General features: G+C 67.0%; 24 protein-coding genes. 15 read left to right on the top strand and 9 right to left on the bottom strand.

Annotated features, from left to right (window positions below):
• Positions 1–46: 46 nt before the first annotated feature.
• On the bottom strand, positions 47–1,450 hold the full coding sequence (locus ACZ5TO_RS11715; protein WP_184143633.1) for a DEAD/DEAH box helicase: 1,404 nt from the start codon (positions 1,448–1,450) through the stop codon (positions 47–49).
• Positions 1,451–1,870: 420 nt separating this feature from the next.
• On the opposite strand from ACZ5TO_RS11715, the gene ACZ5TO_RS11710 reads away from it, so the two are divergent.
• The gene (locus ACZ5TO_RS11710; RefSeq protein WP_184143631.1) at positions 1,871–2,323 is read left to right on the top strand and encodes a host attachment protein; all 453 of its coding nucleotides are present in this window, start codon (positions 1,871–1,873) and stop codon (positions 2,321–2,323) included.
• A 42-nt stretch (positions 2,324–2,365) separates the two neighbouring features.
• On the opposite strand, the gene ACZ5TO_RS11705 is transcribed toward ACZ5TO_RS11710, so the two are convergent.
• The gene (locus tag ACZ5TO_RS11705; protein ID WP_184143629.1) at positions 2,366–3,967 is read right to left on the bottom strand and encodes a trimethylamine methyltransferase family protein; all 1,602 of its coding nucleotides are present in this window, start codon (positions 3,965–3,967) and stop codon (positions 2,366–2,368) included.
• Positions 3,968–4,181: 214 nt separating this feature from the next.
• On the opposite strand from ACZ5TO_RS11705, the gene ACZ5TO_RS11700 reads away from it, so the two are divergent.
• Positions 4,182–7,832 carry a PAS-domain containing protein gene (locus ACZ5TO_RS11700; protein WP_464798205.1) on the top strand — a complete coding sequence of 1,217 codons (3,651 nt, stop codon included), beginning with the start codon at positions 4,182–4,184 and terminating at the stop codon, positions 7,830–7,832.
• Positions 7,833–7,836: 4 nt separating this feature from the next.
• Here the strand turns inward: ACZ5TO_RS11700 and mnmC2 are convergent, their stop codons facing one another.
• The gene (gene mnmC2 / locus ACZ5TO_RS11695; RefSeq protein ID WP_464798204.1) at positions 7,837–8,559 is read right to left on the bottom strand and encodes a tRNA (5-methylaminomethyl-2-thiouridine)(34)-methyltransferase MnmC2; all 723 of its coding nucleotides are present in this window, start codon (positions 8,557–8,559) and stop codon (positions 7,837–7,839) included.
• Between mnmC2 and ACZ5TO_RS11690 the strand changes: the two genes are divergently transcribed.
• Complete coding sequence (locus ACZ5TO_RS11690) at positions 8,558–9,736, top strand: NAD(P)/FAD-dependent oxidoreductase (RefSeq protein ID WP_464798203.1); 1,179 nt, start codon at positions 8,558–8,560, stop codon at positions 9,734–9,736. The genes mnmC2 and ACZ5TO_RS11690 overlap by 2 nt on opposite strands.
• Before the next feature lie 7 nt (positions 9,737–9,743).
• Here ACZ5TO_RS11690 and ACZ5TO_RS11685 read toward each other — a convergent pair whose 3' ends face one another.
• Positions 9,744–10,118 carry a PRC-barrel domain-containing protein gene (locus ACZ5TO_RS11685; protein ID WP_184143621.1) on the bottom strand — a complete coding sequence of 125 codons (375 nt, stop codon included), beginning with the start codon at positions 10,116–10,118 and terminating at the stop codon, positions 9,744–9,746.
• Positions 10,119–10,246: 128 nt separating this feature from the next.
• Here ACZ5TO_RS11685 and puuE point away from each other — a divergent pair, with 128 nt between their 5' ends.
• Genes puuE through ACZ5TO_RS11670 form a run of 3 tightly spaced genes read left to right on the top strand, consistent with a single transcriptional unit; the run spans position 10,247 to position 12,219 of the window.
• Entirely contained in the window at positions 10,247–11,179 is a 933-nt protein-coding gene (gene puuE / locus ACZ5TO_RS11680) for an allantoinase PuuE (protein ID WP_184143619.1), read from the top strand.
• Positions 11,176–11,673, top strand: coding sequence for a 2-oxo-4-hydroxy-4-carboxy-5-ureidoimidazoline decarboxylase (gene uraD, locus ACZ5TO_RS11675; protein WP_464798202.1), 498 nt, complete (start codon positions 11,176–11,178; stop codon positions 11,671–11,673). Before puuE ends, uraD begins: the two co-directional genes overlap by 4 nt.
• A gap of 51 nt (positions 11,674–11,724) precedes the next feature.
• On the top strand, positions 11,725–12,219 hold the full coding sequence (locus ACZ5TO_RS11670) for an ureidoglycolate lyase (RefSeq protein WP_184143614.1): 495 nt from the start codon (positions 11,725–11,727) through the stop codon (positions 12,217–12,219).
• A 9-nt stretch (positions 12,220–12,228) separates the two neighbouring features.
• On the opposite strand, the gene guaD is transcribed toward ACZ5TO_RS11670, so the two are convergent.
• Together guaD and ACZ5TO_RS11660 are read right to left on the bottom strand one after the other, a co-directional pair.
• On the bottom strand, positions 12,229–13,536 hold the full coding sequence (gene guaD, locus ACZ5TO_RS11665) for a guanine deaminase (protein WP_464798201.1): 1,308 nt from the start codon (positions 13,534–13,536) through the stop codon (positions 12,229–12,231).
• Between the two features lie 114 nt (positions 13,537–13,650).
• Positions 13,651–14,538, bottom strand: coding sequence for a LysR substrate-binding domain-containing protein (locus ACZ5TO_RS11660; protein ID WP_464798200.1), 888 nt, complete (start codon positions 14,536–14,538; stop codon positions 13,651–13,653).
• 106 nt (positions 14,539–14,644) lie between these two features.
• Here ACZ5TO_RS11660 and ACZ5TO_RS11655 point away from each other — a divergent pair, with 106 nt between their 5' ends.
• Positions 14,645–14,830, top strand: coding sequence for a hypothetical protein (locus ACZ5TO_RS11655; RefSeq protein WP_464798199.1), 186 nt, complete (start codon positions 14,645–14,647; stop codon positions 14,828–14,830).
• Here ACZ5TO_RS11655 and xdhC read toward each other — a convergent pair.
• Positions 14,827–15,633: a xanthine dehydrogenase accessory protein XdhC gene (gene xdhC / locus ACZ5TO_RS11650; RefSeq protein WP_464798198.1), complete on the bottom strand. Its 807-nt coding sequence runs from the start codon at positions 15,631–15,633 to the stop codon at positions 14,827–14,829. The genes ACZ5TO_RS11655 and xdhC overlap by 4 nt on opposite strands.
• Before the next feature lie 6 nt (positions 15,634–15,639).
• Positions 15,640–16,413 carry a 3-hydroxybutyrate dehydrogenase gene (locus tag ACZ5TO_RS11645; protein WP_184143606.1) on the bottom strand — a complete coding sequence of 258 codons (774 nt, stop codon included), beginning with the start codon at positions 16,411–16,413 and terminating at the stop codon, positions 15,640–15,642.
• 195 nt (positions 16,414–16,608) lie between these two features.
• On the opposite strand from ACZ5TO_RS11645, the gene glpK reads away from it, so the two are divergent.
• From glpK to sbmA, 7 genes are all read left to right on the top strand, one after another.
• A complete protein-coding gene (gene glpK / locus ACZ5TO_RS11640) occupies positions 16,609–18,102 on the top strand; it encodes a glycerol kinase GlpK (protein ID WP_464798197.1) in 1,494 nt (497 codons plus the stop codon).
• Positions 18,103–18,402: 300 nt separating this feature from the next.
• On the top strand, positions 18,403–18,777 hold the full coding sequence (locus ACZ5TO_RS11635) for a YciI family protein (protein WP_184143602.1): 375 nt from the start codon (positions 18,403–18,405) through the stop codon (positions 18,775–18,777).
• Positions 18,774–20,024, top strand: a complete 1,251-nt coding sequence (locus tag ACZ5TO_RS11630; protein ID WP_464798196.1) for an RNA polymerase sigma factor — start codon at positions 18,774–18,776, stop codon at positions 20,022–20,024. The genes ACZ5TO_RS11635 and ACZ5TO_RS11630 overlap by 4 nt, the downstream gene beginning before the upstream one ends.
• Positions 20,025–20,109: 85 nt before the next feature.
• Positions 20,110–21,144, top strand: coding sequence for an LLM class flavin-dependent oxidoreductase (locus tag ACZ5TO_RS11625; RefSeq protein WP_464798195.1), 1,035 nt, complete (start codon positions 20,110–20,112; stop codon positions 21,142–21,144).
• Between the two features lie 45 nt (positions 21,145–21,189).
• Complete coding sequence (gene map, locus ACZ5TO_RS11620) at positions 21,190–21,942, top strand: type I methionyl aminopeptidase (RefSeq protein ID WP_184143596.1); 753 nt, start codon at positions 21,190–21,192, stop codon at positions 21,940–21,942.
• Positions 21,943–22,018: 76 nt separating this feature from the next.
• Entirely contained in the window at positions 22,019–23,209 is a 1,191-nt protein-coding gene (locus tag ACZ5TO_RS11615) for a YbfB/YjiJ family MFS transporter (RefSeq protein WP_464798194.1), read from the top strand.
• Positions 23,210–23,304: 95 nt separating this feature from the next.
• Positions 23,305–24,582 carry a peptide antibiotic transporter SbmA gene (sbmA, locus tag ACZ5TO_RS11610; RefSeq protein WP_464798193.1) on the top strand — a complete coding sequence of 426 codons (1,278 nt, stop codon included), beginning with the start codon at positions 23,305–23,307 and terminating at the stop codon, positions 24,580–24,582.
• A gap of 7 nt (positions 24,583–24,589) precedes the next feature.
• On the opposite strand, the gene ACZ5TO_RS11605 is transcribed toward sbmA, so the two are convergent.
• Entirely contained in the window at positions 24,590–25,591 is a 1,002-nt protein-coding gene (locus ACZ5TO_RS11605; RefSeq protein WP_464798192.1) for a polysaccharide deacetylase family protein, read from the bottom strand.
• A 120-nt stretch (positions 25,592–25,711) separates the two neighbouring features.
• On the opposite strand from ACZ5TO_RS11605, the gene ACZ5TO_RS11600 reads away from it, so the two are divergent.
• Positions 25,712–26,305, top strand: coding sequence for an NnrU family protein (locus tag ACZ5TO_RS11600; protein ID WP_464798191.1), 594 nt, complete (start codon positions 25,712–25,714; stop codon positions 26,303–26,305).
• Positions 26,306–26,317 lie beyond the last annotated feature (12 nt).

Below are 26,317 nucleotides of genomic sequence, written 5' to 3'. Positions count from 1 at the left end.
AACGGCGGGCCGAAGCCCGCCGTTTCCTTATCCATGATGCGTCGGCTCACGCCTGTTCGCGGCGCTGGCCTTCCGCGCGGCGCGGCTTGCCGCGGTGCTGCGGGCGGCCCTGGCCGTTGCCGCCGCCGTGGTTGCGGTTCTGGCGCTCGCCCTGCTTCTGCGGCGGGCGGCCGCCCGGGCGCTTGGCGCCGCCGGCTTCGGCCTGTGCGCCGTCGCCGAAGGGCTGGCGCTGCGGACGCTGGGCGGCGCGGCTGTTGCCGGAGCGCTGGCCGCCACGGCCCTTGCGCGACTTGCCGCCGGGGCCGGCGGTCACGACGGCCGGGGGCTCGCCGCTGGCGACGGTGATCTGGATGCCCATCAGCTTTTCGATGTCGCGCAAGAGGTGCGCCTCGTCCGGCGTGCAGAAGGCGATAGCGATGCCGTCGCGGCCGTTGCGGGCCGTGCGGCCGATGCGGTGGACATAGGCGTCCGGCACTTCCGGCAGGTCGTAGTTGTAGACGTGGGTGACGCCGGGAATGTCGATGCCGCGGGCGGCGACGTCGGTAGCGACCAGCACGCGGATCTCGCCGTCCCGGAAGGCCTTGAGGGCGCGCTCGCGCTGGCCCTGGCTCTTGTTGCCGTGGATCGAGGCGGCCTTGAAGCCGATATGGTCGAGGTGCTTCATCAGCTTCTCGGCGCCGTGCTTGGTGCGCGAGAAGACGAGCGACAGGCCGTCCGGGTTTTCCGAAAGCGTCTTGCGCAGGATCTGCGCCTTCTGGTCCTTGCCGGGAACGTGGTGGACATACTGCTCCACCTTGTCGGCGGCCTTGCCGGGCGGGGTGACTTCCACCTTCTTCGGGTTGACCAGATACTCGCCGGCAAGTTCGGAGATCAGCTTGGGCATGGTGGCCGAGAAGAGCAGCGTCTGGCGGTTCTTCGGCACCATCTTGGAGATCTTGCGCAGGTCGTGGATGAAGCCGAGGTCGAGCATCTGGTCGGCCTCGTCGAGCACGAGGTAGCGGGCCTGCGTCAGCGTCACGGCCTTGCGGGCGACGAGGTCGAGCAGGCGGCCGGGGGTGGCGACGAGGATGTCGGTGCCGCGGTTGAGCATTTCCGACTGCTTGTTGATGGAGGCGCCGCCGACGACGGTGACGACGCGCAGCGGCGTCTTCTTCACGAAGTCGCGCAGGTTGTCGGCGATCTGGTTCACGAGTTCGCGTGTCGGGGCGAGGATGAGGGCGCGGATGTTGCGCGGGTCGGGGCGGCGGGCCTCTTCCAGAAGCTTCTCGATCATCGGCAGGCCGAAGGCGGCCGTCTTGCCGGTGCCGGTCTGGGCAAGGCCGATCAGGTCCGAGCCTTCGAGCACGAGGGGAATGGCTTTTTCCTGGATCGGGGTCGCTTTTTCGAAGCCGAGCGCGGAAAGGGTGGCGACGATGGTCTTCGAGAGGCCGAGGTCGTGGAAAGTGGTCAAGTCAAATACCTTTCGGGGCGCCAAACGCGATTGCCCGGAACGCACCATGCGCTTCCGGTTCCGTCTGGCGTCAAGAACCCCGCGTGAATTGGGAACTTGTGGGTTGGGTTGGCTATCGTCTGCGCAGTCATCCGCAAATGGGAGGCGGATCGTTCTCTTGCGCTTGTCCTTCTTAGCATCCCGGTTCAGGGAAATCGCTGGGCTCGCTCACGCGGCGGCCGAAGGGCGACGCTTGCCGCTCATGTCGTTGTTTTGCGGCCAAAAGTCAAGCGCTACTTTCGCAGGTGCGAAACGGCGGGCCTGGCGGGGAACATGAATTGGGCCGCCGCGTTGGGCCGATACGCATCCTGCCACAATCCTGTCGGATGCTGTCACGGCAGCTCCGCTGCTATCCACGAACCTTCGCTACGGGAGTGAAAAATGACCGCTACGACTTGGATTCTCGCCGCCGACGGCAACCAGGCCCGCCTGCTCAAGGGGGTGAACCTGATGAAGGATGGCCAGCAGAGCCCGGAGCAGGAGGTTTTTCGCTGGGAGCCGAAGAAGGTGCAGGACATCATGGCCGACAAGCCCGGCCGCAGTCATTCCTCCGTCGGTCCCGGCCGGTCCGCCATGGAATATTCGAGCGATCCCGTGCGGGAGGAGCAGCAGAAGTTCACCGCGGAAGTCGCCAGCCGCCTCGATGACTACGCCGCCGAGGGCGCCTTCGACCGGCTCGTGGTCTGCGCCGCGCCGCAGACGCTCGGCGACCTGCGCAACAAGCTCTCCGAAAAGACCCGGACGCTGACGACGGCCGAGATCGACAAGAACTTCTCCAACCTGCCGACGGACAAGCTGATCTCCTCCGTCCGCTCGATCATGTTCGACGCCTAGGGCATCCTGCGTCCGGAACCGTCCGGGCGCAGACAAGACGCTCTAGAAGTCGGTCGGGACGCCGCCCTCTTCCTTGCGCCGGGCGACGAACGCGTCCAGTTCGTCCTCGATCGCCGGGTCGAGCGGCGGCCTCTCGTAGGCGTCGAGCTTTTCCCTGAAGATGCGGTTGGCGTGGTCGTAGGTGGTGGGCCGGCCAGCCTCCGTCCATGTCTCGAAATTGCGCCAGTCGGAGAGGATCGGCGAATAGAACGCCGTCTCGTAGCGGGCGAGCGTGTGCGGCGTGCCGAAGAAATGCCCGCCCGGGCCGACGTCGCGCACGGCATCGAGGCCGAGCGCATCCGCGCTGACGTCGAGCGGCGTCAGGTATTCCGCCACCATCTGCAGCATGTCGACGTCGAGGATGAACTTCTCGAAGGAGGCCGTCAGCCCGCCCTCGCTCCAGCCGGCCGAGTGCATGATGAAGTTGCCGCCGCCCTGCGTCAGCGCCCAGAGCGAGAAGGCCGATTCGTAGGCGGCCTGTGCGTCCAGCGTGTTGGAGGCATTGGTGTTCGAGGTGCGGTAGGGGATGTTGTACTTGCGGGCGAGCTGGCCGCCGGCGATCACCGCTTTCATGTATTCCGGTGTGCCGAAGGCGGGCGCGCCCGTCTTCATGTCGACGTTCGAGGTGAAGCCGCCATACATGACCGGCGCGCCTTTCCTGACCATCTGCGTGAAGGCGATGCCGGCGAGCGCCTCGGCGTTCTGCTGCACGAGCGCGCCGGCGATCGTCACCGGCGCCATGGCGCCGGCGAGCGTGAAGGGCGTGACGACGACCACCTGGTTGCGCGACGACATCTCGATGATGCCCTGCAGCATCGGCCCGTCGAGGCGCAGCGGCGAGGAGGTGTTGATGATGGTGAAGAGCGAGGGCTCGCGCTCCATCTCCTCCATGGAGATGCCGCGGCCGATGCGGGCGATCTCGATGCCGTCGAGGTTGCGCTGCCGGCCGAGCGAATAGACGTGGAAGACCTTGTCCGTCAGCTTCACCATGTCCGACAGGCAGTCGAGATGGCGGACGGAGGCATGGATGTCGACCGGCTCGACGGGATAGCCGCCCGTCGTGTGGATGATGTCGTAGGACTGGGCGAGCTTGACGAGCTTGCGGAAGTCCTCCTGGTTGCCGGCGCGCCGGCCGCCCTCGCGGTCCGCCACGAAGGGCGCGGAGGCGACCTGCGCGAAGACGAGGTTGTTGCCGCCGATCTCGACGTTCCGCAGCGGGTTGCGGGCATGCATGGTGAAGGAAGAGGGGACAGAGGCCATCATCTCCATGACGAGGCCGCGGTCGAAGCGCACGCGGTCCGTGCCGGGCGTCACCTCGGCGCCGGCCGCCTTCATGCGCTCGCGCGCCTCCGGCAGGATGATGTCCATGCCGATCTCTTCGAGGATCGTCAGCGAGGCCTCGTGCACGGCCTCAAGCGCATCCTCGGAGAGGACGGCAGATTTCGCGGTCGTGTTGACGAGGTTGAGGTATTTCGTGGCGGCGGGGGGTCGGCGGGTCCGTTCGGCGCTGCGTCCGCCGCTTCGCCGGCGCCGCTCGACGGGCGGATCGCCTGCCGCCGTCTCCGGTTGTTCGAGGTGATTTTCGAGCTTGATCACGTCACCCATGCAGCGCAGCCCCGGTCGGTTTGCCTCTCCGCCTTGTCGCATATCCCGGGCCGCGATGCCCCCGCCATTTGCGACAGCGAAGTGCCCTCGTGGATAAGGCGGGGCCGGCTGCCCCGACCTTTGGCAACGATCGGTTAACCATCCGTTCAAGGATTGGTGATACTCCCCGAGTGGTACGAAACCCTTCTTCCTTGCCGCTTCGGGAGCGCCAGGCGTGGCTGAAACTCAGGACGAATTGCTGGTGGCGGCCTGCGCGCGCGTTCGCGAACACCCGCATCCGGCGTACGTCAAGAGCAGCGAATTGCGTTATCTCGCCGTCAACGAGGCCTATGCGCGCCTGTTCGGCCAGGCCCCGGACGCGATGATCGGCCTGCGCAGCGACGAGATGGCGGAAGTGCGCGGCCACGGCGACCGCGACGATCCCGAGCGCCGCTGCCTGATCTTCGGCAATCCCGAGCGCGCCCGCTATGTGCATCCTTTCGGCGGCGGCAGTTTCGACATCGCGCTGAGGCGCGAGCGCATCTCGCCGGCGCTTTCCATTCTCGTCGGCCTCTTCACGCCCTCGGCCGACGCGCTTGCGACGACGGTGCGCAGCGCTGCGAACGGCAACGGCGGATCGCCGCTGCCGGCGGACGCTCCGGTGCCCGAGTTCTCCGCCGATCCGGTCCGGGGCGCGCTCGACGCGCTCGGCGCGGGCGTCGCCGTCTTCGGCGCCGACAACCGCCTGACCTATGCCAACCGCAGCATGCGGGAATTCTACCGCGTCCTCGTCGGCGATGCCGCGGACGGCGCCGTGCCGCTCGCCACGCTCACCGGGGCCCTGCACGATCTGGAGATGGGCCGGAGGCCTGCGGAGGAGCGCGAGCGCTGGCTTGCCGCCCGGCTTGCCAGCTACGACCTGCCGCTCTACGAATCCGTCGCCCGCCTTGCCGGCGGCTGGACGCGCCTCGTCACCCAGCGCCGGCCGGACGGCACGCTGGTCGCCCTGCGCTTCGACGTGACGGCGCAGAAGGAGAGCGAAGGCCGCCTGAAGCAGCATTCGCAGGAGATCAGCCTCTACCGCGCACTGCTCGACGAACTGCCCGTCGCCAGCTTCATGCGCGACGAGAGCCAGCGCATGATCTTCGCCAACCGCGCCTATGTCGAGCTGACCGGCCGGCAGCCGGAGGAGCTTGTCGGCCTCACCACGCTGGAAATGTTCCCCGATCAGGGCGAGGCGTTCTACGAGCAGAACCAGTTCGTGCTCGATACCGGCGAATTGCTGGAAGCGGAGACCGAATACAGGCGCGCGGACGGGTCCGTGCTGCCGACGATCTCGCGGCTCTACCGCGTCACCACGCTCGACGAGAAGAGCTACCTCATCGGTTCCATCACCAACACGACGGTGCTGAAGAACCGCGAGAAGCAGTTGATCGAGGCCCAGCGCCAGGCGGAAGCGGCGCGCTCGGACCTTGCCAGCGTCGTGGAATCGCTGCCGGTCGGCATCGTCGTGGTGGACGAGGCCGGTGTCATCGAGCTGGTCAACGGCGCCTTCGAGGACCTGTGGGACGGCGCGCTGCCGTCGCTGAAGGGGCGTCCGCTCGGCGAACTTCTGCATTTCCAGCGGGGGCAGGGCGGCCAGTGCGAGGGCGGCGGCTGCGGGGTCTGCGAGGAAAGCCACGAGCAGGCCCTCCGGGACATCCGTTCCGGCCTGCGCCCGGTACGGGAGATCGCCTATGCGAACGGCCGCACGGTCATCGAATCGGGCAGCGCGATTTCCGGCGGGCGCTGCCTTCTGACCTATATCGACATCACCGAGCGGCGCGAGCGCGAGCGCGAGGTACTGGCGACGCGCAGCGCCCTCGAAGAGGTCGGCAGCCTCGTCAAGGACGCCGTCTCCTCCATGAGCCAGGGGCTGCTGATCATCGAGGGCGAGACGGTGGTGCTCTCCAACGAGGCCCTTTCCACCATGATCGCCATGCCGCAGGAGCTTCTGCAGCCCGGCGCGCTGGTCGCCGACGTGCTGCAGAGCTGCATCGACCGCAAGATCGCCGGTTTCGTCGGCGAGGAGCCGGTGGACGCGAGCGAGTTCGGCAAGATCCTCTTCACCGGCAAGCCGGCCTCGCTGACGGTCTTCAGCGGCTACCAGCGCTGGCTGCGCCTCGACGTGACGCCGACGAGCCGCGGCCGCTCCGTCATGGTCTTTTCCGACATCACCGACCTGAAGAGCCGCGAGGACGAACTGCGCCGCCTCGTCACCCGCGCCGAGACGGCCGATAAGGCGAAATCGGAATTCCTGGCCAATATGAGCCACGAGATCCGCACGCCCATGAACGGCGTGCTCGGCATGGCCGAGCTGCTTGCCAAGTCCAATCTCGACACGCGGCAGAAGACGTTCATCGACATCATGGTGAAGTCCGGCAACGCGCTCCTGACGATCATCAACGACATCCTCGACTTCTCCAAGATCGACGCCGGCCAGATGACGCTGCGCAACGCCGCCTTCAACCCGGTCGAGGCGATCGAGGACGTGGCGACGCTGCTCTCGGCCAAGGCCGCCGAGAAGGACATCGAGCTCGTCGTGCGGGGGGCCGCCGACATGCCGGCGGCGGTGATGGGCGATGCGGGACGCTTCCGCCAGATCGTCACCAATCTCGTCGGCAATGCGGTGAAGTTCACCGACCACGGCCATGTGCTGATCGACCTTGCCTCCAGGACCACGGAAAGCGGCGTCGAGATCGTGATCCGGGTGGAGGATACGGGTGCGGGCATTCCCGCCGAGAAGATGGATTCGATCTTCGAGAAGTTCTCGCAGGTCGACAGCTCCTCCACGCGCCGGCACGAGGGCACCGGGCTCGGCCTTGCGATCACGGAAGGGCTGGCACGCCTTTTCGGCGGCACGCTGGAGGCGGCGAGCGAGGTGGGCAAGGGCTCGGTCTTCACCGTGCGCCTGCCGATGGCCCTTGCCGTCGTCTCGCTTCCCGCCCGCATCGTGCCGGCAAGGGCGCCGGGCGCGCGCATCCTCGTCGTCGACGAGCACGCGCTGTCGCGCAAGGCGGCGCACGACATGCTGCTCGACTGGGGTTTCGACGCGACGGCGGTGAGCTCCGAGGGCGAGGCGCTCGCCGTGCTGGCGGCGGCCGGCGACATGGGCGTCTCGGTCGATGCGGTCGTGCTCGACTACCGGCCGGAGCATTCGCCCGCCTTCCTCGGTGCGCTGCGCGCAAGCCCCGTGACGGCCGGCGTTTCCGTCGTCGTGCTGACCTCCATGAACCTTCCGGCCGAAGATCCGCTGCTCACCTCGCCGGATATCCAGGCCCATCTCATGAAGCCGGTCCGGGCCGATCTCCTGCGCGAGACGGTCACCGAAGTGCTGCGCGCGGCGCGCGGCGCCAGGCCGGCGCTAGCCGAGAGCGCGGCCAAGATCCTGCCGCTGCGGCCGGGCGCCGCCCTCCCGGAGGCTGCCGTGCCGGACGGCGAGGTGCTGGACGTGCTGGTCGCGGAGGACAACGAGGTCAACCAGATCCTCTTCACCCAGATGCTGATGGCCGCGGGCGTGCGCTTCCGGCTGGTCGGCAACGGGCAGGAGGCGGTGGAGGCCTTCCGCACCGGCCGGCCCGGCATGATCCTCATGGACCTTTCCATGCCGGTGATGAACGGGCTGCAGGCGAGCCGGGCGATCCGCGAGATGGAGAGCGGCACCGGGCGGCGCGTGCCCATCGTCGCCGTCACCGCCCATGTGCTCGAAGGCGACCGCGAGGAATGCCTCGCCGCCGGCATGGACGACTACCTGACGAAGCCGATCAGCATCGAGAAGCTGGAAGAAAAGCTCGATCGCTGGCTGAAGCGCACCGGCCCGCAGGCGGCCGGCGGCACGCTCCACTGAGCGTTCAGGCGACCGGCTTTTCCCCGCACAGCATTTCGCGCTTTCCGGCAAAGCCGGGGCGCCGCTCCACGGCAAAGCCCGCGCCGGCAAGGTTGCGCCGCACGAAGCCGGCCGCGGCATAGGTGCCGAACCGCCCGCCGGGAACGGTGAGGCGGGAGACTTCCGCCATCAGCTCCGCCGACCACATGTCCGGATTGCGCGACGGCGCGAAGCCGTCGAGATACCAGGCGTCGAAGGGCGTCTTTTCCCGTTCGAGGCTTTCCAGTGCCGCGCCGATGACGACGGTGAGGCGGACGCCCGGTTCAAGATCGATCTCCACGCGGCCCTCCGGCGCATCCGGCCATTCTTCGGTGAGGAGGGCGCGTTCCCGCTCGATTTCCGGCCAGTGGGAAAGCGCCCGGGCGATATCGCCCCGCGCCATCGGAAAGCGCTCGAAGGAGGTGAAGGAGAGGCTGGCGCCCGCCGGTGCGCTTTCGCGCCATTGCCGCCAGGTCTCGCAGAAATTGAGGCCGGTGCCGAAGCCGAGCTCGCCGATGCGGAAAGGCCCGGGATGCTGCCAGCGCTGCGGCAGGCCGTTGCCCGCAAGGAAGACGTGGCCGCATTCCAGCCGGCCGTCGCTGCGACAATAAAAGTGATCGTCAAAGGCGCGGGAATAGGGCATATCGCCCTCGTGCCAGTCGAGGACCGCGTCGGTCCGGCATTCGTTTTCGGGATCGTGGTCAGCCATGGCAGTAGCCGATAATCGCGGTAAGCCGGCCGGTCAACCGGCCGTGGACCTCATCGTCGCCGGCGGCGGCGTCATGGGCCTGTGGACCGCGCTCTTCGCCGCCCGCAAGGGGCTTTCCGTCCGGCTCGTCGAGCGCAGGACCATCGGCGCGGGCGCGAGCGGCGGCATGCTGGGCGCGCTGATGCCGCATCTTCCCGACCGCTGGAACGCCAAGAAGGCCTTCCAGTTCGCGTCCCTCGTCTCGCTGGAGGCGGAGGTTGCCGCGCTGGAGGCCGGGACGGGCCTTTCGGCCGGCTATCGCCGCTCCGGCCGCCTCATTCCGCTGCCGAAGCCGCATAACCGGGACATCGCGCTCGGCCATGCGCGCGATGCGCTTGCCGTGTGGGCGACGCCGGATCGCGCCTTCGCCTTCGAGGTGCTGGATGCCGCGCCCGTCCCCGGCTGGCCGGATGCCACCGCGATGGGCTGCGGTCTCGTCCATGACCATCTTTCCGCGCGGATTTCTCCGCGCGCATTGCTTGCCGCGCTCCGCGCCGCGCTCGACCGCCTGCCGAATGCGACCATCGAGGAGGGCAACGGCCTTGCCCGCCTCGATCCGGCGGCCGGTCTTGCCCGTCTCGACGACGGCGGCGTGCTTGCCTTCGGCCATTGCGTGCTGGCGGCGGGCGTCGAGACCTTCGGGCTGCTTGCGCCGCTGAACCCGCCGCTTGCAAAGCCGGTCGGTTCTGCGGTGAAGGGACAGGCGGCGCTGCTGCGGGCGGCGATCGACCCGGCGCTGCCGGTGATCTTCGCCGACGGGCTCTATATCGTTCCGCATGAGGACGGCATCGTCGCTGTTGGCAGCACGAGCGAGAACAGCTTCGCCGATCCGGTGGGCACGGACGATCTCCTCGAAACCCTGCTTGAGAAGGCGCGGCAGATGGCGCCGGTGCTGGCGGATGCGCCGGTCGTCGAGCGCTGGGCGGGCCTGCGTCCCAAGGCCATCGGCCGCGAGCCGATGGTGGGCCGCCACCCCGATCACCCGGCCGTCAGCCTGATGACGGGCGGGTTCAAGGTGAGCTTCGGCCTTGCCCATGCGCTCGCCCGCGCGGTGCTGGACGAAATCGAGGGCGGCACGCCCGGCGTACCGCCCTCCTTCACCGTCGCGGCCCATTTCGAGGAAGCGGGCCGGCTCTGATGCCGGGTCACATCCAGTAGGGCGGAACGCCGTAATAGTCGCTGATGACCTTGCCGTTGCGGCGGTTCCACTCGTATTCCGCATCGCTCTCGTAATGCGGGGCGTTTTCCACCTGCTCCTTCGTGACGTCGACGCGATAGCCGCCGAGGCCTTCGTCGTAGTTGAGCTTGGCCCAGGGCAGCGGATAGTGGTCCTGGCCGAGGCCGAGGAAGCCGCCGAAGGAGAGGACGGCATAGGAGACGCGGCCGCTGCGCTTGTCGAGAATCAGCCGTTCGACCGAGCCGATATGCTTGCCATCCGCGCCGTAGACGCTGGTGCCTTCGACCTTGTCGCTGGCGATGAGATCCTGGGTTTCGCGAATGTTTGCGTCCTGCATGACCATAGGTGTTTCTCCTCGGTTGTAATGGACAGGAAACGGCGGGAGGGGCTATTGGTTCCCCTGCATGGCGTTCCGCAACGGCTTTCCGGCCGGAAAAGCCGCGGGTTGCGCCCCCTTTTCGAGGTGATCGAATGAGCGAGAAGACCTATCCGCGCGACCTGATCGGTTACGGCCGCACCCCCCCGAAAGTCCGCTGGCCGGGCGATGCCAACATCGCCGTGCAGTTCGTGGTGAACTACGAGGAGGGCGGCGAGAGCTGCATCCTCGACGGGGACGCGGCCTCCGAATGCCTGCTGTCGGAAATCGTCGGCGCGCAGCCCTGGCACGGCCAGCGCAACCTCAACATGGAATCGATCTACGAATACGGCTCGCGCGCCGGCTTCTGGCGCCTGCACCGGCTGTTCACCAGCCGCAACGTCACCACGACGGTCTACGGCGTGACGCTCGCCATGGCGCGCAACCCCGAGGCCGTCGCCGCGATGAAGGAAGCCGGCTGGGAAATCGCCAGCCACGGCTACCGCTGGCTGGAATACAAGGACTATTCGGAGGAAAAGGAGCGCGAGCACATCCGCGAGGCCGTGCGCCTGCACAAGGAACTGACCGGCTCGCACCCGCTCGGCATGTACCAGGGCAAGCCCTCGGACAACACGCTGCGGCTCGTCATGGAGGAGGGCGGCTTCGTCTATTCCTCCGATTCCTATGCCGACGACCTGCCGTACTGGGTTCCCGGCCTCGACGGCGAGCCCTTCCTCATCATCCCCTATACGCTCGAAACGAACGACATGCGTTTCGCCACCCCGCAGGGCTTCAATGCCGGCGACCAGTTCTTCAACTACCTGAAGGACGCCTTCGACGTGCTCTATCAGGAAGGTGCGGAAGGCAGCCCGAAGATGATGAACATCGGCCTGCATTGCCGCCTCGTCGGCCGCCCGGGCCGCGCCGCCGCGCTCGCCCGCTTCGTCGACTACGTGCTGGGCCATGAGAAGGTGTGGATCCCGCGCCGCATCGACATCGCCCGCCACTGGATCGAGAACCACCATCCGTCGAAGGCGAAGGGCGCATGATCGACCGCAGCGATTTCCTCGCCCGCTTCGGCGGCGTCTTCGAGCATTCGCCCTTCATCGCCGAACGGGCGCTCGATGCGGGCGCCGTATCCGAGCCGCTGACGGCGGCGGGCGTGCATGCCGCGCTTGCCGATGCCTTCCGGGCGGCAAGCCATGCGGAACAGCTCGGCGTGCTGCGCGCGCACCCGGACCTTGCCGGGAAGCTGGCGATTGCCGGCGAACTGACGGAGGACAGCCGCAAGGAGCAGGCCGGCGCCGGCCTCGACCGCCTGACGCCGGCCGAACATGCCCGCTTTACCGCGCTCAACACCTCCTATACGGAGAAATTCGGCTTTCCCTTCATCATCGCGGTGAAGGGCCTTGGCAAGGACGACATCCTCGCCGCCTTCGAAACGCGCATCGGCAACAGCGCCGAGGTGGAGTTCGAGACGGCGAAGAACCAGGTGGAGCGCATCGCGCTCCTCAGATTGAATGCTCTGCTCCCCGGAGATTGAAAATGCCTGAACACCAACGACCGCCCTTCCTCTCCCCGGGAGGGCTGTCCGATGGCTGAAATACTGAAGATCCAGCCCCTGACCCGCGACGCTTTCGCCCCGTTCGGCGAGGTGATCGAGACCGATCCTTCCGCCATGCGTTACATCAACGGCGGCACGACGGAGCGCTACCATGCGCTTGCCGAGGCCGAGGCCACCGGCGAGGACGCGCGCGTCATCATCAACATCTTCCGCGGCAGCCCGCGCACCTTCCCCTATGCCGTCGACATGATGGAGCGCCATCCCTTCGGCAGCCAGAGCTTCTCGCCTATCGACAACCGGCCGTGGCTGGTCGTCGTGGCGGAAGACGAGGGCGGCAGGCCCGGACGGCCGAAGGTCTTCCGCGCCGGCGGGCGGCAGGGCGTCAACTATCGCCGCAACGTCTGGCACCATCCGCTGATGACGGTCGGCGCGGTCAGCGACTTCCTCGTCGTCGACCGCCTCGGCAAGGGCGTGAACCTCGTGGAATATTCCTACGAGACGCCCTTCGTCATCGAGGCGCCGTAAGCGGGGCTTTCAAAGCCCCGTCTTCATCGGCCTGCCGGCCACATAGGTCTCGCGCACCGCGCGGTCGTCGCCGAGCGTCTGGAGCAGGAAGAGCTCGTCCGTGAGCGAGCGCGTCACTTCCATCTTCAGCGCCATGGCGGGCGTCGCGCCCGCGTCGAGCACCACGAAGTCGGCGTCGGTGCCGGGCTCCAGCGTGCCGATGCGGTCGGAAAGCGACAGTGCCTCGGCATTGCCGAGCGTCATGTGGTAGAAGCTCTCGAACGGGTTCAGCCGCTCGCCCAGCAATTGCTGGATCTTGTAGGCCTCGTCCATCGTCTTCAGCATGGAATAGCTGGTGCCGCCGCCGACATCGGTGGCGACGGCGACGCGCACCGGCCTTTCCCGCCGCGACAGGCTCTTGAGCGGGAAGAGGCCGGAGCCGAGGAAGAGGTTGGAGGTCGGGCAATGCACCGCGACCGCCCCTGCCTCGCTCATCGCGTCCGCCTCGCGCTCGGAGAGGTGGATGCAATGGCCGAACAGGCTCTTCGGCCCGAGCAGGCCGTACCGCGCATAGACATCCGTATAGTCGACGGCCTCCGGGTAGAGTTCGCTCGTGAAGCGGATTTCGTCGTGGTTCTCGGAAAGGTGCGTCTGGATGTGGAGGTCCGGGAATTCGCGGGCGAGCGCGGCCGCCATCTCCATCTGCGCGGGCGTCGAGGTGATGGCGAAGCGCGGGGTGATGGCGACATGGTTGCGGCCCTTGCCGTGCCACTCGGCAATCACCGCGCGCGTCTCGTCATAGCCCGTCTCGGGCGTGTCCAGCAGGCCCTGCGGGGCGTTGCGGTCCATCATCACCTTGCCGCCGACCATGCGCATGCCGCGCTTGAGGGCTTCGGCAAAATAGGCGTCGGCCGAGGCCTTGTGGACCGAGCAATAGGCGACGGCGGTCGTCGTGCCGTGGCGGATCATCTCGTCGTAGAAATGGCGGGCGATGCGGGCGGCGTGTGCGCTCTCGACGAAGCGGCATTCCTCCGGGAACGTGTAGGTGTTCAGCCATTCGAGGAGGTTGGCGGCATAGGAGCCGATCACCTGCATCTGCGGGAAATGCGCATGCGTATCGATGAGGCCGGGCAGGATGAGATGCGGCCGGTGGTCGATCTCCTCCGCATCGGCGGCCGCCATGGCGCGCACCGCCGCATAGGGGCCGGCATCCACGATCATCCCGTCCTCGACCAGCAGGCCGCCGTCTTCCTCGTAGCGATAGCTCGCCGTGTCGTCGATGGCTTCAGGGCGGCGCAGGAAGGAGAGCAGGCGTCCGCGGACAAGGGTTTGGGTCATGACGGTCGGCTTCCTTCTGCGAGGGTTTCGATGGGGCTCTCTTCAGCGGCGGACAGCACCTTACCAGCAGATAGATCGCGCGGGCGGGCGGGGCAACCTCTTGTCGCCGCGCGCTCATGCCTCCTGCGGCAGCGCGGTGAGGATCCAGTCGCGGAAGGCGCGAATCTTCGGGATGCCGCGGCGGTTCTGCGGATAGGCGAGCCAGTAGTCGCGGCCGTCGTTGCAGGTGAGGTCGAAGGGCTGGAAGAGCTGGCCGGCCGCGACTTCCGCGCGGAAATGGCCGGGGTTGAGGATGGCGACGCCCTGGCCGGCGATGGCGATCTGCGCGTCGATGGTCTGCGTGCCGAGCTCGTTCGGCGGATAGCGCTCCAGGTCGGGATCGTCGATGCCCGCGGCGGAGAACCATGTGCGCCACCAGATGTCCCGCGCGCTGACGATGGGCAGCTTGAGGAGGTCGGCGGGCGCCTTCACCCCGCCGATGCTTTCCGAGAGCGTCGGGCTCAGCATGGGCGTGAAATTCATGCGCATGACGCGGTGGCATTCGAGGCCCGGCCAGTCGCCCTTGCCCCAGCGGATCGCGACGTCCGCCTCGTCCTTGGCGAAGTCGATCACGTCCTGCGAGGTGGAAAGCCGCACGGCGACATTGGGATGGCGAAGCTGGAAATCGCCGAGGGTGCGGCTCAGCCATTGCAGGGCGAAGGTCGGCGTCGAATGAATGTGCAGCTTCTGCTCGCTCGCCCCGCGCAGGTCCGCGATCGCCTCGGCGAGCTTGCCAAGCCCCTCGGCCACCTTCGGCAGCAGGCGCTCGCCCGCCTCGCTGAGTACGACCTGCCGCGGCTGGCGCAGGAACAGCGTCTCGCCCAGCGTCTCCTCCAGAAGCTTGACCTGGTAGCTGACGGCCGTCTGCGTCATGCCCAGCTCACCGCCGGCGCGGGTGAAGCTGCCGTGCCGCGCCGCCGCCTCGAAGACGCGGAGCGCATTGAGCGGAAAGTTGCGCGACATCTTCAAGGCCAAGTTCTCTTTATGGATGCAGACGAAGGTTCGATTGGAATTCCATCATTTTCCGGCGCATCGTGCAAGCAATGGATAGGATTTTCGAGGCTCTGTCATGATCTGCATCGCCGAACACGCCGTATTCGAGGCGACCGCAACCCGCCGCGAGCGCTTCCGGCACAAGCTCTTCCTGCTTCTGACGCGGCGCCGGACGCGCCGGCTGCCGTCGCTCGACCCGCAGGCGCTTTCCGATCATCTCAAGCGCGATCTCGGCTTCCTCGATGGCCGCAGCCGGCGCTAACCCTTCTGCCGCCAGGCGGCGAAGGCGAGGAGGAGTTCGGCGGCGGTCATGGCGGCGATGACTTCCGGCCGCTTGTCGCCCGCCGCCGTGCCGCCGATGGGCAGCACCAGCCGGTCGGCCGCCGCGCGGCCCGGGCCTTCCGCGTCGAGATACCTGAGGAACGCGGCGCGCTTGGCCGCCGAGCCGATCATGCCGACATAGGCAAGGTCGGTGCGCATCAGCGCCGCCCGCCCGATGCGGAAGTCGAAGGCGTGGTCGTGCGTGACGATGACGACGGCCGCGCCCGCCGGGATATCGGCGACCAGCGTGGCGGGCAGGGTCTCCAGCCGGTGATGCACCTCGGAGGTCAGCAGGTCGAGTTCGCTTTCCCGCGCCTCGACCACGAAGACCTTGAGCGGCAGCGGCGTCAGCGCATCGGCGAGCGCCCGGCCGATATGGCCCGCGCCGAAGATCCAGACCTGCGGCTTCTGCCGCTCCTCCTCGGCCAGACGCTCCGTGAGCACCTTGCGCGCCGCCTCGTCGGCGAAGGTGAAGGAAAGCTCCACCTCGCCGCCGTTGTCGGGGCTGAGCGGAATGGCAAGCCGCGCCTCCCCGCCGGCGTCGGCCAGCATCTTGCGGGCGTTCTCGATGGCTTCGTGCTCCAGCGCGCCGCCGCCGACCGTCCCGTGGATATCCGTCGGCGCGACCAGCATGAACGCGCCCTCGTCGCGCGGCGCGGAGCCTTTGACGGCGGCGACCTCGACGATGACGACGCGGTGTTCGCGGGCGAGGAACCCTTCGAGGCTGTCTTGCAGGAAGTTCATCGCGGCCTACTGGGCGGTCCAGCCGCCGTCGACGGAGATATGGGTGCCGTTGATCGATTTCGCCGCGTCCGAGGCGAGGAACATGGCGATGGCCGCCACCTCGTCCGTGCCGACGAATTCCTTGGTCGGCTGGAATTTCAGCATCACGTCGGTCTTCACCTCGGCCTCGCTGATGCCGCGCGCCTTGGCGGTGTCGGGGATCTGCTTTTCGACGAGCGGCGTCAGCACGTAGCCGGGGCAGATGGCGTTCACGGTGATGGCGTTCTCGGCGACTTCCAATGCCACGGTCTTGGTGAGGCCCATGACGCCGTGCTTGGCCGCGACATAGGCGGCCTTGAAGGGCGAGGCGACGAGGCCGTGCGCGGAGGCGACGTTGATGATGCGGCCCCAGCCCTTGCGCTTCATGTGCGGCACGGCGTTGCGGATGGTGTGGAAGGAACTGGACAGGTTGATCGCGATGATCTGGTCCCACTTCTCGACCGGGAAATCCTCGATCTTCTCGACATGCTGGATGCCGGCATTGTTGACGAGGATGTCGACGCCGTCGAAGGTCTCCACCGCCGTCTCGATGAGGTCGGAAATCTCGTGCGGCTTCGTCATGTCGGCGGGGTGGTATATCACCTTGCCCTTGCCGAGACCGTCGAGCCTCGCCCGCGTCGCCTCGATCTCGTCCGCCGCGCCGAAGCCGTTGATGACGACGTTGGCGCCGCTTTCGGCGAAGGCGGTGGCGATGGCAAGGCCGATGCCGCTGGTGGAGCCGGTGACGACGACGCTCTTCATGGCTTTCACTCCCGATATGCTGCGTTGCGGCAGCCTACGCCGAAAAGTCGAGCGATGACAATTGCGTTTTCCGCGCGGTACAGTCCCGCTGGAGGCGAGACACAATTTGCGTTTTATTTTCCTTTGACATTCGTTTTAGTCTCGTATTGAAGATTCCGAAGGGTCTGGGAGTGACCCTTTGCTGGGGAGGAAGTGATGGGCGGATATGTTCTCGCGATCGATCAGGGCACGACGTCGAGCCGGGCGATCGTCTTTGACGGCAAGCAGAAGGTCGTCGGCTCCGGGCAGAAGGAGTTCACCCAGATCTTCCCGCAATCGGGCTGGGTGGAGCACGATCCGGAGGAGATCTGGGAAAGCGTCGTCTGGTCGGTCAAGGCCGCGCTGAAGAAGGCCGGTGTCGCGGCCTCCGACATTTCCGCCATCGGCATCACCAACCAGCGCGAGACGGTCGTCGTCTGGGAGCGCGAGAGCGGCAAGGCGATCCACAACGCCATCGTCTGGCAGGACCGCCGCACGTCCTCCTATTGCGAAAAGCTGAAACGGCAGGACCTCGAAAAGACCTTCACGAAGAAGACCGGCCTGCTGCTCGACCCCTATTTCTCCGGCACCAAGCTCTCATGGATGCTCTCCAACGTGAAGGGCGCGCGGGCGCGCGGCGCAAAGGGCGACCTCTGCTTCGGCACCATCGACACCTTCCTCATCTGGCGGCTGACGGGCGGCAAGTCCCATGTCACCGACGCCACCAATGCCAGCCGCACGCTGATGTACAACATCGCCACGAACGCCTGGGACGACGAACTGCTGGAGATCCTGCGCGTGCCGAAGGCCATGCTGCCTGAGGTGCTGGACTGCGCGGCCGATTTCGGCGTGACGGAAAAGAGCCTGTTCGGCGCGGAAATCCCCATCCTCGGCGTTGCCGGCGACCAGCAGGCCGCCACAATCGGCCAGGCCTGTTTCGAGCCGGGCATGATGAAATCCACCTACGGCACCGGCTGCTTCGCGCTGCTCAACACCGGCGCGGACATGGTGCGCTCGAAGAACCGGCTGCTCACCACCATCGCCTACCGGCTCGACGGCGAGACGACCTATGCGCTGGAAGGCTCCATCTTCATCGCGGGGGCGGCGGTGCAATGGCTGCGCGACGGGCTGAAGGTCATCAAGGCGGCGCCCGATACCGGCGATCTCGCCGCCAAGGCCGACCCGACGCAGAACGTCTACCTCGTACCCGCCTTCACCGGCCTCGGCGCGCCGCACTGGGACCCGGAGGCGCGCGCGGCGATCTACGGCATGACGCGCAACACCGGACCGGCGGAATTCGCCCGCGCGGCGCTGGAGGCCGTCTGCTACCAGACGCGCGACCTGCTCGACGCCATGCACAAGGACTGGAAAGCGAACGGCAAGGAGACGGTGCTGCGCGTCGACGGCGGCATGGTCGCCTCCGACTGGACCATGCAGCGCCTTTCCGACATCCTCGACGCCCCCGTCGACCGCCCCACCATCCTGGAGACGACGGCGCTGGGCGCCGCCTGGCTCGCCGGCCAGCGCGCCGGCGTCTGGCCCGACCGCAAGGGCTTCGCCAGGTCCTGGGCGCGCGACACGCGCTTCACGCCGAAGATGGACGAGAAGACGCGGGCCGTGAAGATCAAAGGCTGGAAGGACGCGGTGCGGCGGACGCTGAGCGCGGGGTAACCGCCGGCCCTAAAGAACGGGTGCGATATCCGGCCGCCGCGCCGCGATCCGGCAGCCGTGCCGCGGTGGGGCTTACCGCACCCTCCTCCGTCATCCTCGGGCTTGACCCGAGGATCCATGCCCCATATTCCGCGCGTGCCGTTTCGATGGATCCTGGGGTCAAGCCCGAGGATGACGAAGGAGGTGTTAGGAGGGGCACTTCTTTCAGCACGCGCCGCTCACCCATCCATCAAAAATATTCCGGTGCACCCTGTCGGCCAAGACGCTACTTCTACGTCTTTCAACCAACGGGAGACCACCATGCTGTATGCCGTTCTCTGTTACGATGCCGAAAGTGAAGTCTGCGCCTGGTCGAAGGAGATGGACGACAAGGTCATGGCCGATCTCGGCGCCGTCAACCAGCGCTATGCCGAGGCCGGCAAGCTGGGGCCGGTCGCGCGGCTGATGCCGACGACGGCGGCCGTGACCGTGCGCAAGGGCGCGACGGAGAATATCGTCATGGACGGGCCCTTCGCCGAGACCAAGGAACAGTTCCTCGGCTTCTTCGTGCTTCAGGCCGAGACGCTGGACGAGGCGATCGCCTTCGCCCGCGAGCTTTCCGCCGCCAACCCGGCGAACGGCACCTACGAGATCCGGCCGTTGCAGTTCTTCAATCCGGGAGTGCCCATAACATGAGAGACCTCGCCTGGATCGATCTGGCGCTGACATCGGCGCGGCCGCAGGCCATGGGCGCGCTGCTGCGCTATTTCCGTGACCTCGACATGGCGGAGGAGGCCTTCCAGGAGGCCTGCCTTCGCGCGCTGAAGACCTGGCCCGACAAGGGCCCGCCGCGCGATCCGGCTGCCTGGCTCATCTTCGTCGGCCGCAACAGCGGCATCGACCAGGTGAGGAAACGCGCCCGCAACCAGCCGCTTCCGCCCGAAGAGGTCCTGTCGGACCTCGAGGATACGGAGAGCGACCTTGCCGACCGGCTGGACGGGGCGCACTACCGCGACGACATCCTGCGCCTCCTCTTCGTCTGCTGCCATCCGGACCTGCCGGCGACGCAGCAGATCGCGCTGGCGCTGCGCATCGTCTCCGGCCTTTCGGTAAAGCAGATCGCGCGGGCCTTCCTCGTCTCGGAGGCGGCGATGGAACAGCGCATCACCCGCGCCAAGGCGAAGGTCGGCGCGGCCGGCATCGCCTTCGAGACGCCGGATGCGGCGGCGCGGGCCGAGCGGCTCGGCCTCGTCTCGGCGATGATCTACCTCGTCTTCAACGAGGGCTATTCGGCCGGCCTGCCGGAAAAGGCCGATACGCCCTTCTGCGCGGAGGCGATCCGCCTTGCGCGGCTGCTCCTGAAACTCTTTCCCGCCGAACCGGAGATCATGGGGCTGACGGCGCTGCTCCTCCTCCAGCAGTCGCGCCTTGCCGCCCGCTTCGACGGAGAGGGGCAGATCGTGCTTCTGGAGGATCAGGACCGTTCGCTCTGGGACCGCGCGATGATCGACGAGGCGCTGGTGCTGATCGACAAGGCGCTGCGCCACCGCGCGCCGGGGCCGTTCCAGATCCAGGCCGCCATCGCCGCCCTCCATGCCCGCGCCGCGACGGCGTCGGAGACGGACTGGGTGGAGATCGACCTTCTCTACCAGACGCTGGAGCGCATCCAGCCCTCGCCCGTGGTGCGCCTCAACCGCGCCGTCGCCGTCGCCAAGCGCGAGGGACCCGAGGCGGCGCTGGCGCTCATCGAGCCGCTCGCCGGCAAGCTCTCCGGCTACTTCTATTTCCACGGGCTTCGCGGCGGGCTCCTCAAGCAGCTCGGCCGCTACCGCGAGGCGCACGAAGCCTTCGACCGCGCCATCGCGCTCGCCACCACCTCCGCCGAAGCCGCCCATATCCGCCAGCACATCGACCAGATGCAGCGTGAGGCGGCGGGACTGTAAACACACTGTTTCGCCGCCGGCCCTTTCAACGCGCCGCGGCAGGCCGTATCTCTCGGCAAACGACCTCTGACCCCCGGACCCTTCCATGGAACTTGGCCTCTATACGTTTGCCGATGTCGATCCCGCTGCCGCCGACAAGGGGAGGGAGGGGGAGCGCCGGCTCAAGGAGCTGATCGAGGAGATCACGCTTGCCGACGAAGTCGGGCTCGATGTCTTCGGGCTCGGCGAGCATCACCGGCCGGACTATGCGGCCTCGGCGCCGGCCGTGGTGCTGGCGGCGGCGGCGGCGCGCACGAAGACCATCCGCCTCACCAGCGCTGTGACGGTGCTGTCGTCGGACGACCCGGTGCGGGTGTTCCAGCAGTTTTCGACGCTCGATCTTCTGTCCGGCGGCCGGGCGGAGATCATGGCGGGGCGCGGGTCCTTCATCGAATCCTTCCCGCTCTTCGGCTATGCGCTCGACGATTACGACACGCTCTTCGAGGAGAAGCTGGATCTCTTGCTCGCCATCAACGAGAGCGAGACGGTGTCCTGGAGCGGCACGATGCGCGCGCCGCTGCCGGGGCTCGGCGTCTATCCGCGCCCCGCGCACGGCCGCCTGCCGATCTGGATCGCTGTCGGCGGCACGCCGCAATCGGTGGCGCGGGCAGGGGCCTACGGCCTGCCGCTGGCGCTTGCCATCATCGGCGGCACGCCGGCGCGCTATGCGCCGCTCTTCGACCTCTACCGCGAGGCCGCGCGCCGTGCCGGGCAGGATGCGGAAAAGCTGAAGACCAGCATCAACGTGCATGGCTTCATCGCCGATACGGGCGAGGCGGCGGCGGCCGCCTTCTACGGGCCGCAGGCCGAGGTGATGAACCGCATCGGCCGCGAGCGCGGCTGGGGGCCGACGAGCCGGGCGCAGTTCGACCAGTCGATCGGGCCGGACGGCCATCTCTTTCTCGGCGATCCGGAAACCGTCGCGAAGAAGATCGTCGCGCACCACAGGATTTTCCGCAACGACCGCTTCCTCCTGCAGATGGCCATCGGCCCGATGCCGCACGACAGGATCCTGCGCGGCATCGAGCTTTACGGCACAAAGGTCGCGCCGCTGGTGCGCGAGATGCTGGCAAATGCCTGACAGCGGCGCGCGGGCATGATAGGAGGCGGGCGAAAGAGAGACGCGATGACCCTTGAGAACGACGAAGACCTGCGCGGCCTGCAAGCCATCGGCCGCATCTGCGCCAACGTGCTGCAGCACATGTCGACCGCCATCCGCCCCGGCATGACCACGGCGGAGCTCGACCTGATCGGCCGGCGCATGCTGGAGGCGGCGGGCGCCCGCTCGGCACCGGAAAGCTGCTACAATTTCCCCGGCGCGACCTGTATTTCCGTTAATGAGGAAGTGGCGCACGGCATTCCGGGCGACCGGGTGATCAAGGACGGCGACCTCGTCAATATCGACGTTTCCGCCGAGCTCGACGGCTACTTCGCCGATACCGGCGCGTCCTTCACCGTCGGGCGCGCGGCGCCTTCGGTGGAGCGGCTCTGCCGCGACGGCAAGCGCGCGCTGTGGGTCGGCCTCAAGGAGGTCAAGACCGGCAAGCCGCTCGCCGAGGTCGGCAACGCCATCGGCGCCTTCGCCCGCAAGAATCGCTATACGCTGATCGCCAACCTCGCCAGCCACGGCGTCGGCCGCTCGCTGCACGAGGAGCCCTCGGAAATCGCCACCTGGCCCGATCCGCAGGAAAAGCGCCGCATGACGGAAGGCCTCGTCTTCACGGTCGAGCCGTTCCTGTCGCTCGGCGCGAACTGGGCGGAAGGCGGCGAGCGGGACGAATGGACGCTCTACAGCGATCCGAGCGCGCCGACGGTGCAGTTCGAGCACACGGTCGTCGCCACCCGCAACGGCCCGCTGGTGTTGACGCTTCCGGGCTGACCGCCTTCAGCGCGGCTGATCCGCCGATCAATAAATGTCGTTTGTCGCCTTTATGCTGCGGTGCAATAGTCGCGGCATGACGCAACGCATTCCAGCCTTCTCGCGCGAGCCCGTCCGGGCGGCCGTCGCCGGCGCGCTCGCCATGGCCGTCGCCATGGGGCTTGGCCGCTTCTTCTATACGCCGGTCCTGCCGGGCATGATGGCGGGGCTGGGGCTCGATGCCGCAGCGGCCGGCGTCATCGCGGCGGCGAATTTCGCCGGCTACCTCGCCGGCGCGGTGCTGGCGGCCTATGGCTGGGCGGCGGGATACGAGCGGCGCCTTGCGCTCGGCGCGCTCTTCGCCACGGTGCTGCTGCTCTTTGCCATGGGCGTGCTCTCGGATGTCACGGCGCTTTCCGTCGTGCGGTTCCTCGCGGGGCTTGCCAGCGCCTTCGCCATGATCTTCACCACCGGTATCGTGCTGACGGTCGGCCTCCAGCACCGCGACCCGCGCGTGCAGATGGCGCATTTCGCCGGTGTCGGCTTCGGCATCGCGGTCTCGGCGCTGCTCGTCTATCTCCTCTCCTTCATCGATTTCGGCAGCCTTGCCCCATGGCGCGCCGACTGGCTGTTCGGCGCGCTGCTCGGGGCCATCGGCCTTGCCGCCGTCATGGTGCTTTTGCCGCGGCCGGCGGTCGGGGCCTCGGCCCTGCGCGAGCCGCCCATCGCCTGGACGCGGCCGCTCGCGGCGCTGACGGTGAGCTACGGGCTCTTCGGCATCGGCTATGTCGTCACGGCCACCTTCATCGTCGCCATCGCGCGGGAAGGGGCGGAAAGCCCGCTGCTCGAATCGCTGACCTGGCTCGTCACCGGCGTTTCGGCGGCGGTCTCGCTTCTCGCCTGGAAGCCGGCGGAGCGGCGCTATGGCGTTTCGGCCGCCTATCTTGCAGCGATCCTCGTCGAGATGGTCGGGGTGGCGATCACCGTCACGCTGCCGTTTCCCGCTTCCGCGCTCATCGGCGGCGCGCTGCTCGGCATCACCTTCATCGTCGTCACGGCCTACGGCCTCCAGCTCGGCCGGGTGCTTGCCAGCAACAGTCCGCGCCGGGTGCTGGCGCTGATGACGGCGGCTTTCGGCGTCGGGCAGATCCTCGGGCCGCTCGGCGCGGGCTTCCTTGCCGCGCGCACGGGCAGCTATGTCCTGCCCAGCCTTGCCGCCGCCGGCATCCTCCTGCTTGCAGCGGCCATCGCCGCGCTCGGCGGCGCGCGCTCCATTAAATCTCGGTAATGCCGGCGCCCGGCAATTGTTGGCTCAGGCAAACTCATCTAGGTTCTGCGCGAACCGGCGGCACCGCCGCCCTTTGAAAACGAGAGTTTCGCGCCTTGTTCCATTCCTTCTTCCCGCAGCCGAAGCTGTTCTTTTCCTCCGGCGCCCTTTGGACCGTGATCTGCATCGCCGTCTGGTACACCGTGGGGCCGCAGATGGGGGCGGCCGTCGGCCTTCCGCCGCTCGGCCCCGACGAGAAGGCGCCGATCGGCCTTGCCTACTTCTTCTCGCCGGACAATCTCTGGTTCTACCTCTATTTCACGGTCTTCGTTCTGGCCTTCGGCCTCTTCTGGAAAGCCATCGCGCGCAACCATCCCTGGACCAACTGGTCCATCTGGGGCTCCGCCTTCATCATCTTCATCGCCTATTTCTCGGTGCAGGTCTCCGTCGCGCTCAACAACTGGCGCGGCCCGTTCTTCGACCTCTTCCAGGCGGCGCTGTCGAAGCAGGGCAACGTCACGGCGGCGCAGCTCTATACGCTCCAGCTCCGATTCCTGGAGATCGGCCTCGTCGGCGTGGTGCTCAACGTCGTCACCGCCTTCTTCACCAACCACTATGTCTTCCGCTGGCGCACGGCGATGAACGACTACTACATGTCCAAGTGGTCGAAGCTGCGCCATATCGAGGGTGCCTCGCAGCGTGTGCAGGAAGACACGATGCGCTTTGCCAACATCCTCGAAGGCCTCGGCGTCACGCTCATCAACTCCGTGATGACGCTGGTGGTCTTCCTGCCGCTGCTCTTCCGCATGTCGGAATATGTCAGCGACCTGCCGGTGATCGGCGCCATCCCGCATGCGCTGTTCTGGCTCGCCATCGCCTGGTCGCTGTTCGGCACGGCGCTGCTCGCCTTCGCCGGCATCAAGCTGCCGGGCCTGCAGTTCCGCAACCAGCGCGTCGAGGCGGCCTATCGTAAGGAACTCGTCTACGGCGAGGACCATGCGGACCGCGCCGATCCCGTCACCGTGCGGGAGCTCTTCGCCAACGTGCGGCGCAACTATTTCCGCATGTACTGGCACTATTGCTACTTCAACGTGGCGCGCTACACCTACGGCCAGCTCGACGCGATCTTCCTCAACTTCATCCTCATCCCGACCATCGTGGCCGGCCGCATCACCATGGGCACCTGGCAGCAGATCGCCACGGCCTTCGGCGAGGTGAGCAATTCCTTCCAGTACCTCGTGAACTACTGGTCGACGATCATCGAGCTCCTGTCGATCCACAAGCGCCTCAAAGCCTTCGAGGCGGCGATCGACGACGAGCCGCTGCCGGAGATCGACCGGCGTTACCTCAAGAGGGCGGCGGAGGAAGGCGAGCTTGCGGCCAACGAGCCGTAAGCATCTATCAGAGGGCGGCTCCGGCCGCCTTCTTCTCTTTTGCGAGGATGTCCACCGCCTCGGCATAGCTGACGCAGGCGACGTCCGTTTTCCCGCAGGTCTCCGTCAGGAAGCGGTCGAGCGCGCGCCAGTAGGCGCCGGCATTCATCTCGACGAAGTGGAAGCCGAGCTGGAGGGGGATGCGTGTCCCCTCATATTGCGCGGCAAAGGCCTTGCGGTAGGCGGCAAGGGCGCTTTCCTCGAAGGCGGCGCTCTTTTCCGCGTTCTCCTTACCCTTGGAATGGCGGACATAGAGGTTGTAGTCCATGGCGATGACCGGGCGTCCGGAGGCGCCTTCGGGAATGAGCGGCAGGCCGAAGCGGGCGATGTCGCCGCTTGCGACGGGCATGGCCGGCCCCTTCGTCACGAGGCTGGCATCGTAGGAAAAGCCGTTCTTCTCCAGCGCCTTGACGAGGCTGCTTCCCGCCGAAAGATAGGGTGCGCGAAAACCCTTGACGTCCTGCCTGACGAAGCGGCGCCAGTCCGCCGGCTCCCGCTCGCCGACGCCGGCATTCCGCCAGCCGTTTTCCAGCGCGTTGCGGGAGAAGGTCAGTTCCTGCGTCCAGTCCGCCTCGGTCCACTTGCCGCCGTCGAAATGGCCGCAGGCATGGCTGCCGATATCGTGGCCCTCGAGCTTGGCCAGCCAGATCTCGCCGAGGCGCTGGATCGTGTCCTCCCTGTCGGGCGCGAAGCCGATATTGGAGCGACCGCGCTTTTCATGCGGCGCCTGGTAGGTGGCGCGCTCGGCCTTCGGGAAAAGGAAGGTGCAGGAGAGGAAATAGGTGAAATGCGCGCCCGTGCGCTTTGCCATGGCGCGGCTCTTTTCCCACAGGAGATTGTCGTGCGCGCCGTCGAAGGAGACGACGACGAGCTGCTTGCGCTTCGGTGCTGAATCTTCGGCAAGAGCGGGGCCGGAAAGGGCTGCAGCGAGCACGGAAAGGACGATCCGGGAGGAAAAAGACGACGACATGGCACCCCGCGACAATTTGCAAAGGGTCCCTCATCGGTGTCGAATGCGGCAATCCTTTGATCGGATTGGAATTGTCGGATATTCCAGTCGCACGAAAATTTTCCCAACGGGGGCATTTCCATGACGCTGCTTATTATCGGTCTCGTTCTTTTCGTCGTCACCCATCTTTTGCGCCCCGTCGCGCCGGGCCTGCGCAACGCCGCCATCGCGACGCTCGGCAAGCCGGCCTGGATGGCCTTCCACGGCATCGTGTCGCTCCTCAGCCTCGCCCTCATCGTCTACGGCTTTATCGATGCGCGCGCGAACGGCGGCGACGGCGTCTTCATGGTCTACACGCCGCCGGCCTTCATGGCGCATATCACGCTGACGCTGATGATCATCGCCTCGGTCTGTCTCGTCGCGGGCTTCCTGCCGGCCGGCCATATCCGCACGAAGCTGAAGTTCCCCATCCTCGTCGCCATCAAGGTCTGGGCCCTTGCCCACCTGCTTGCCAACGGGGAGAGCTACTCGGTCGTGCTCTTCGTGACGATCCTCGCCTGGGCGGTCATCCTGCGCATCACGCTGAAGCGGCGCATCGCCAGCGGCGAGACGAAGCTGCCGGTCTTCGTGTCGGCGAAATACGACGTGATCGCCATCGTCGTCGGCCTCGTCCTCTATGTCGCCATCGTCTTCAAGCTGCACGAATGGATCATCGGCGTCGCGCCGCTGCCCTGATCGTTTCGCTCA

The organism is Shinella sp. Sh6 (assembly GCF_055392685.1).
The sequence above is the reverse complement of the archived record's forward strand: the minus strand, read 5'-3'. Positions and strand labels throughout refer to the sequence as shown.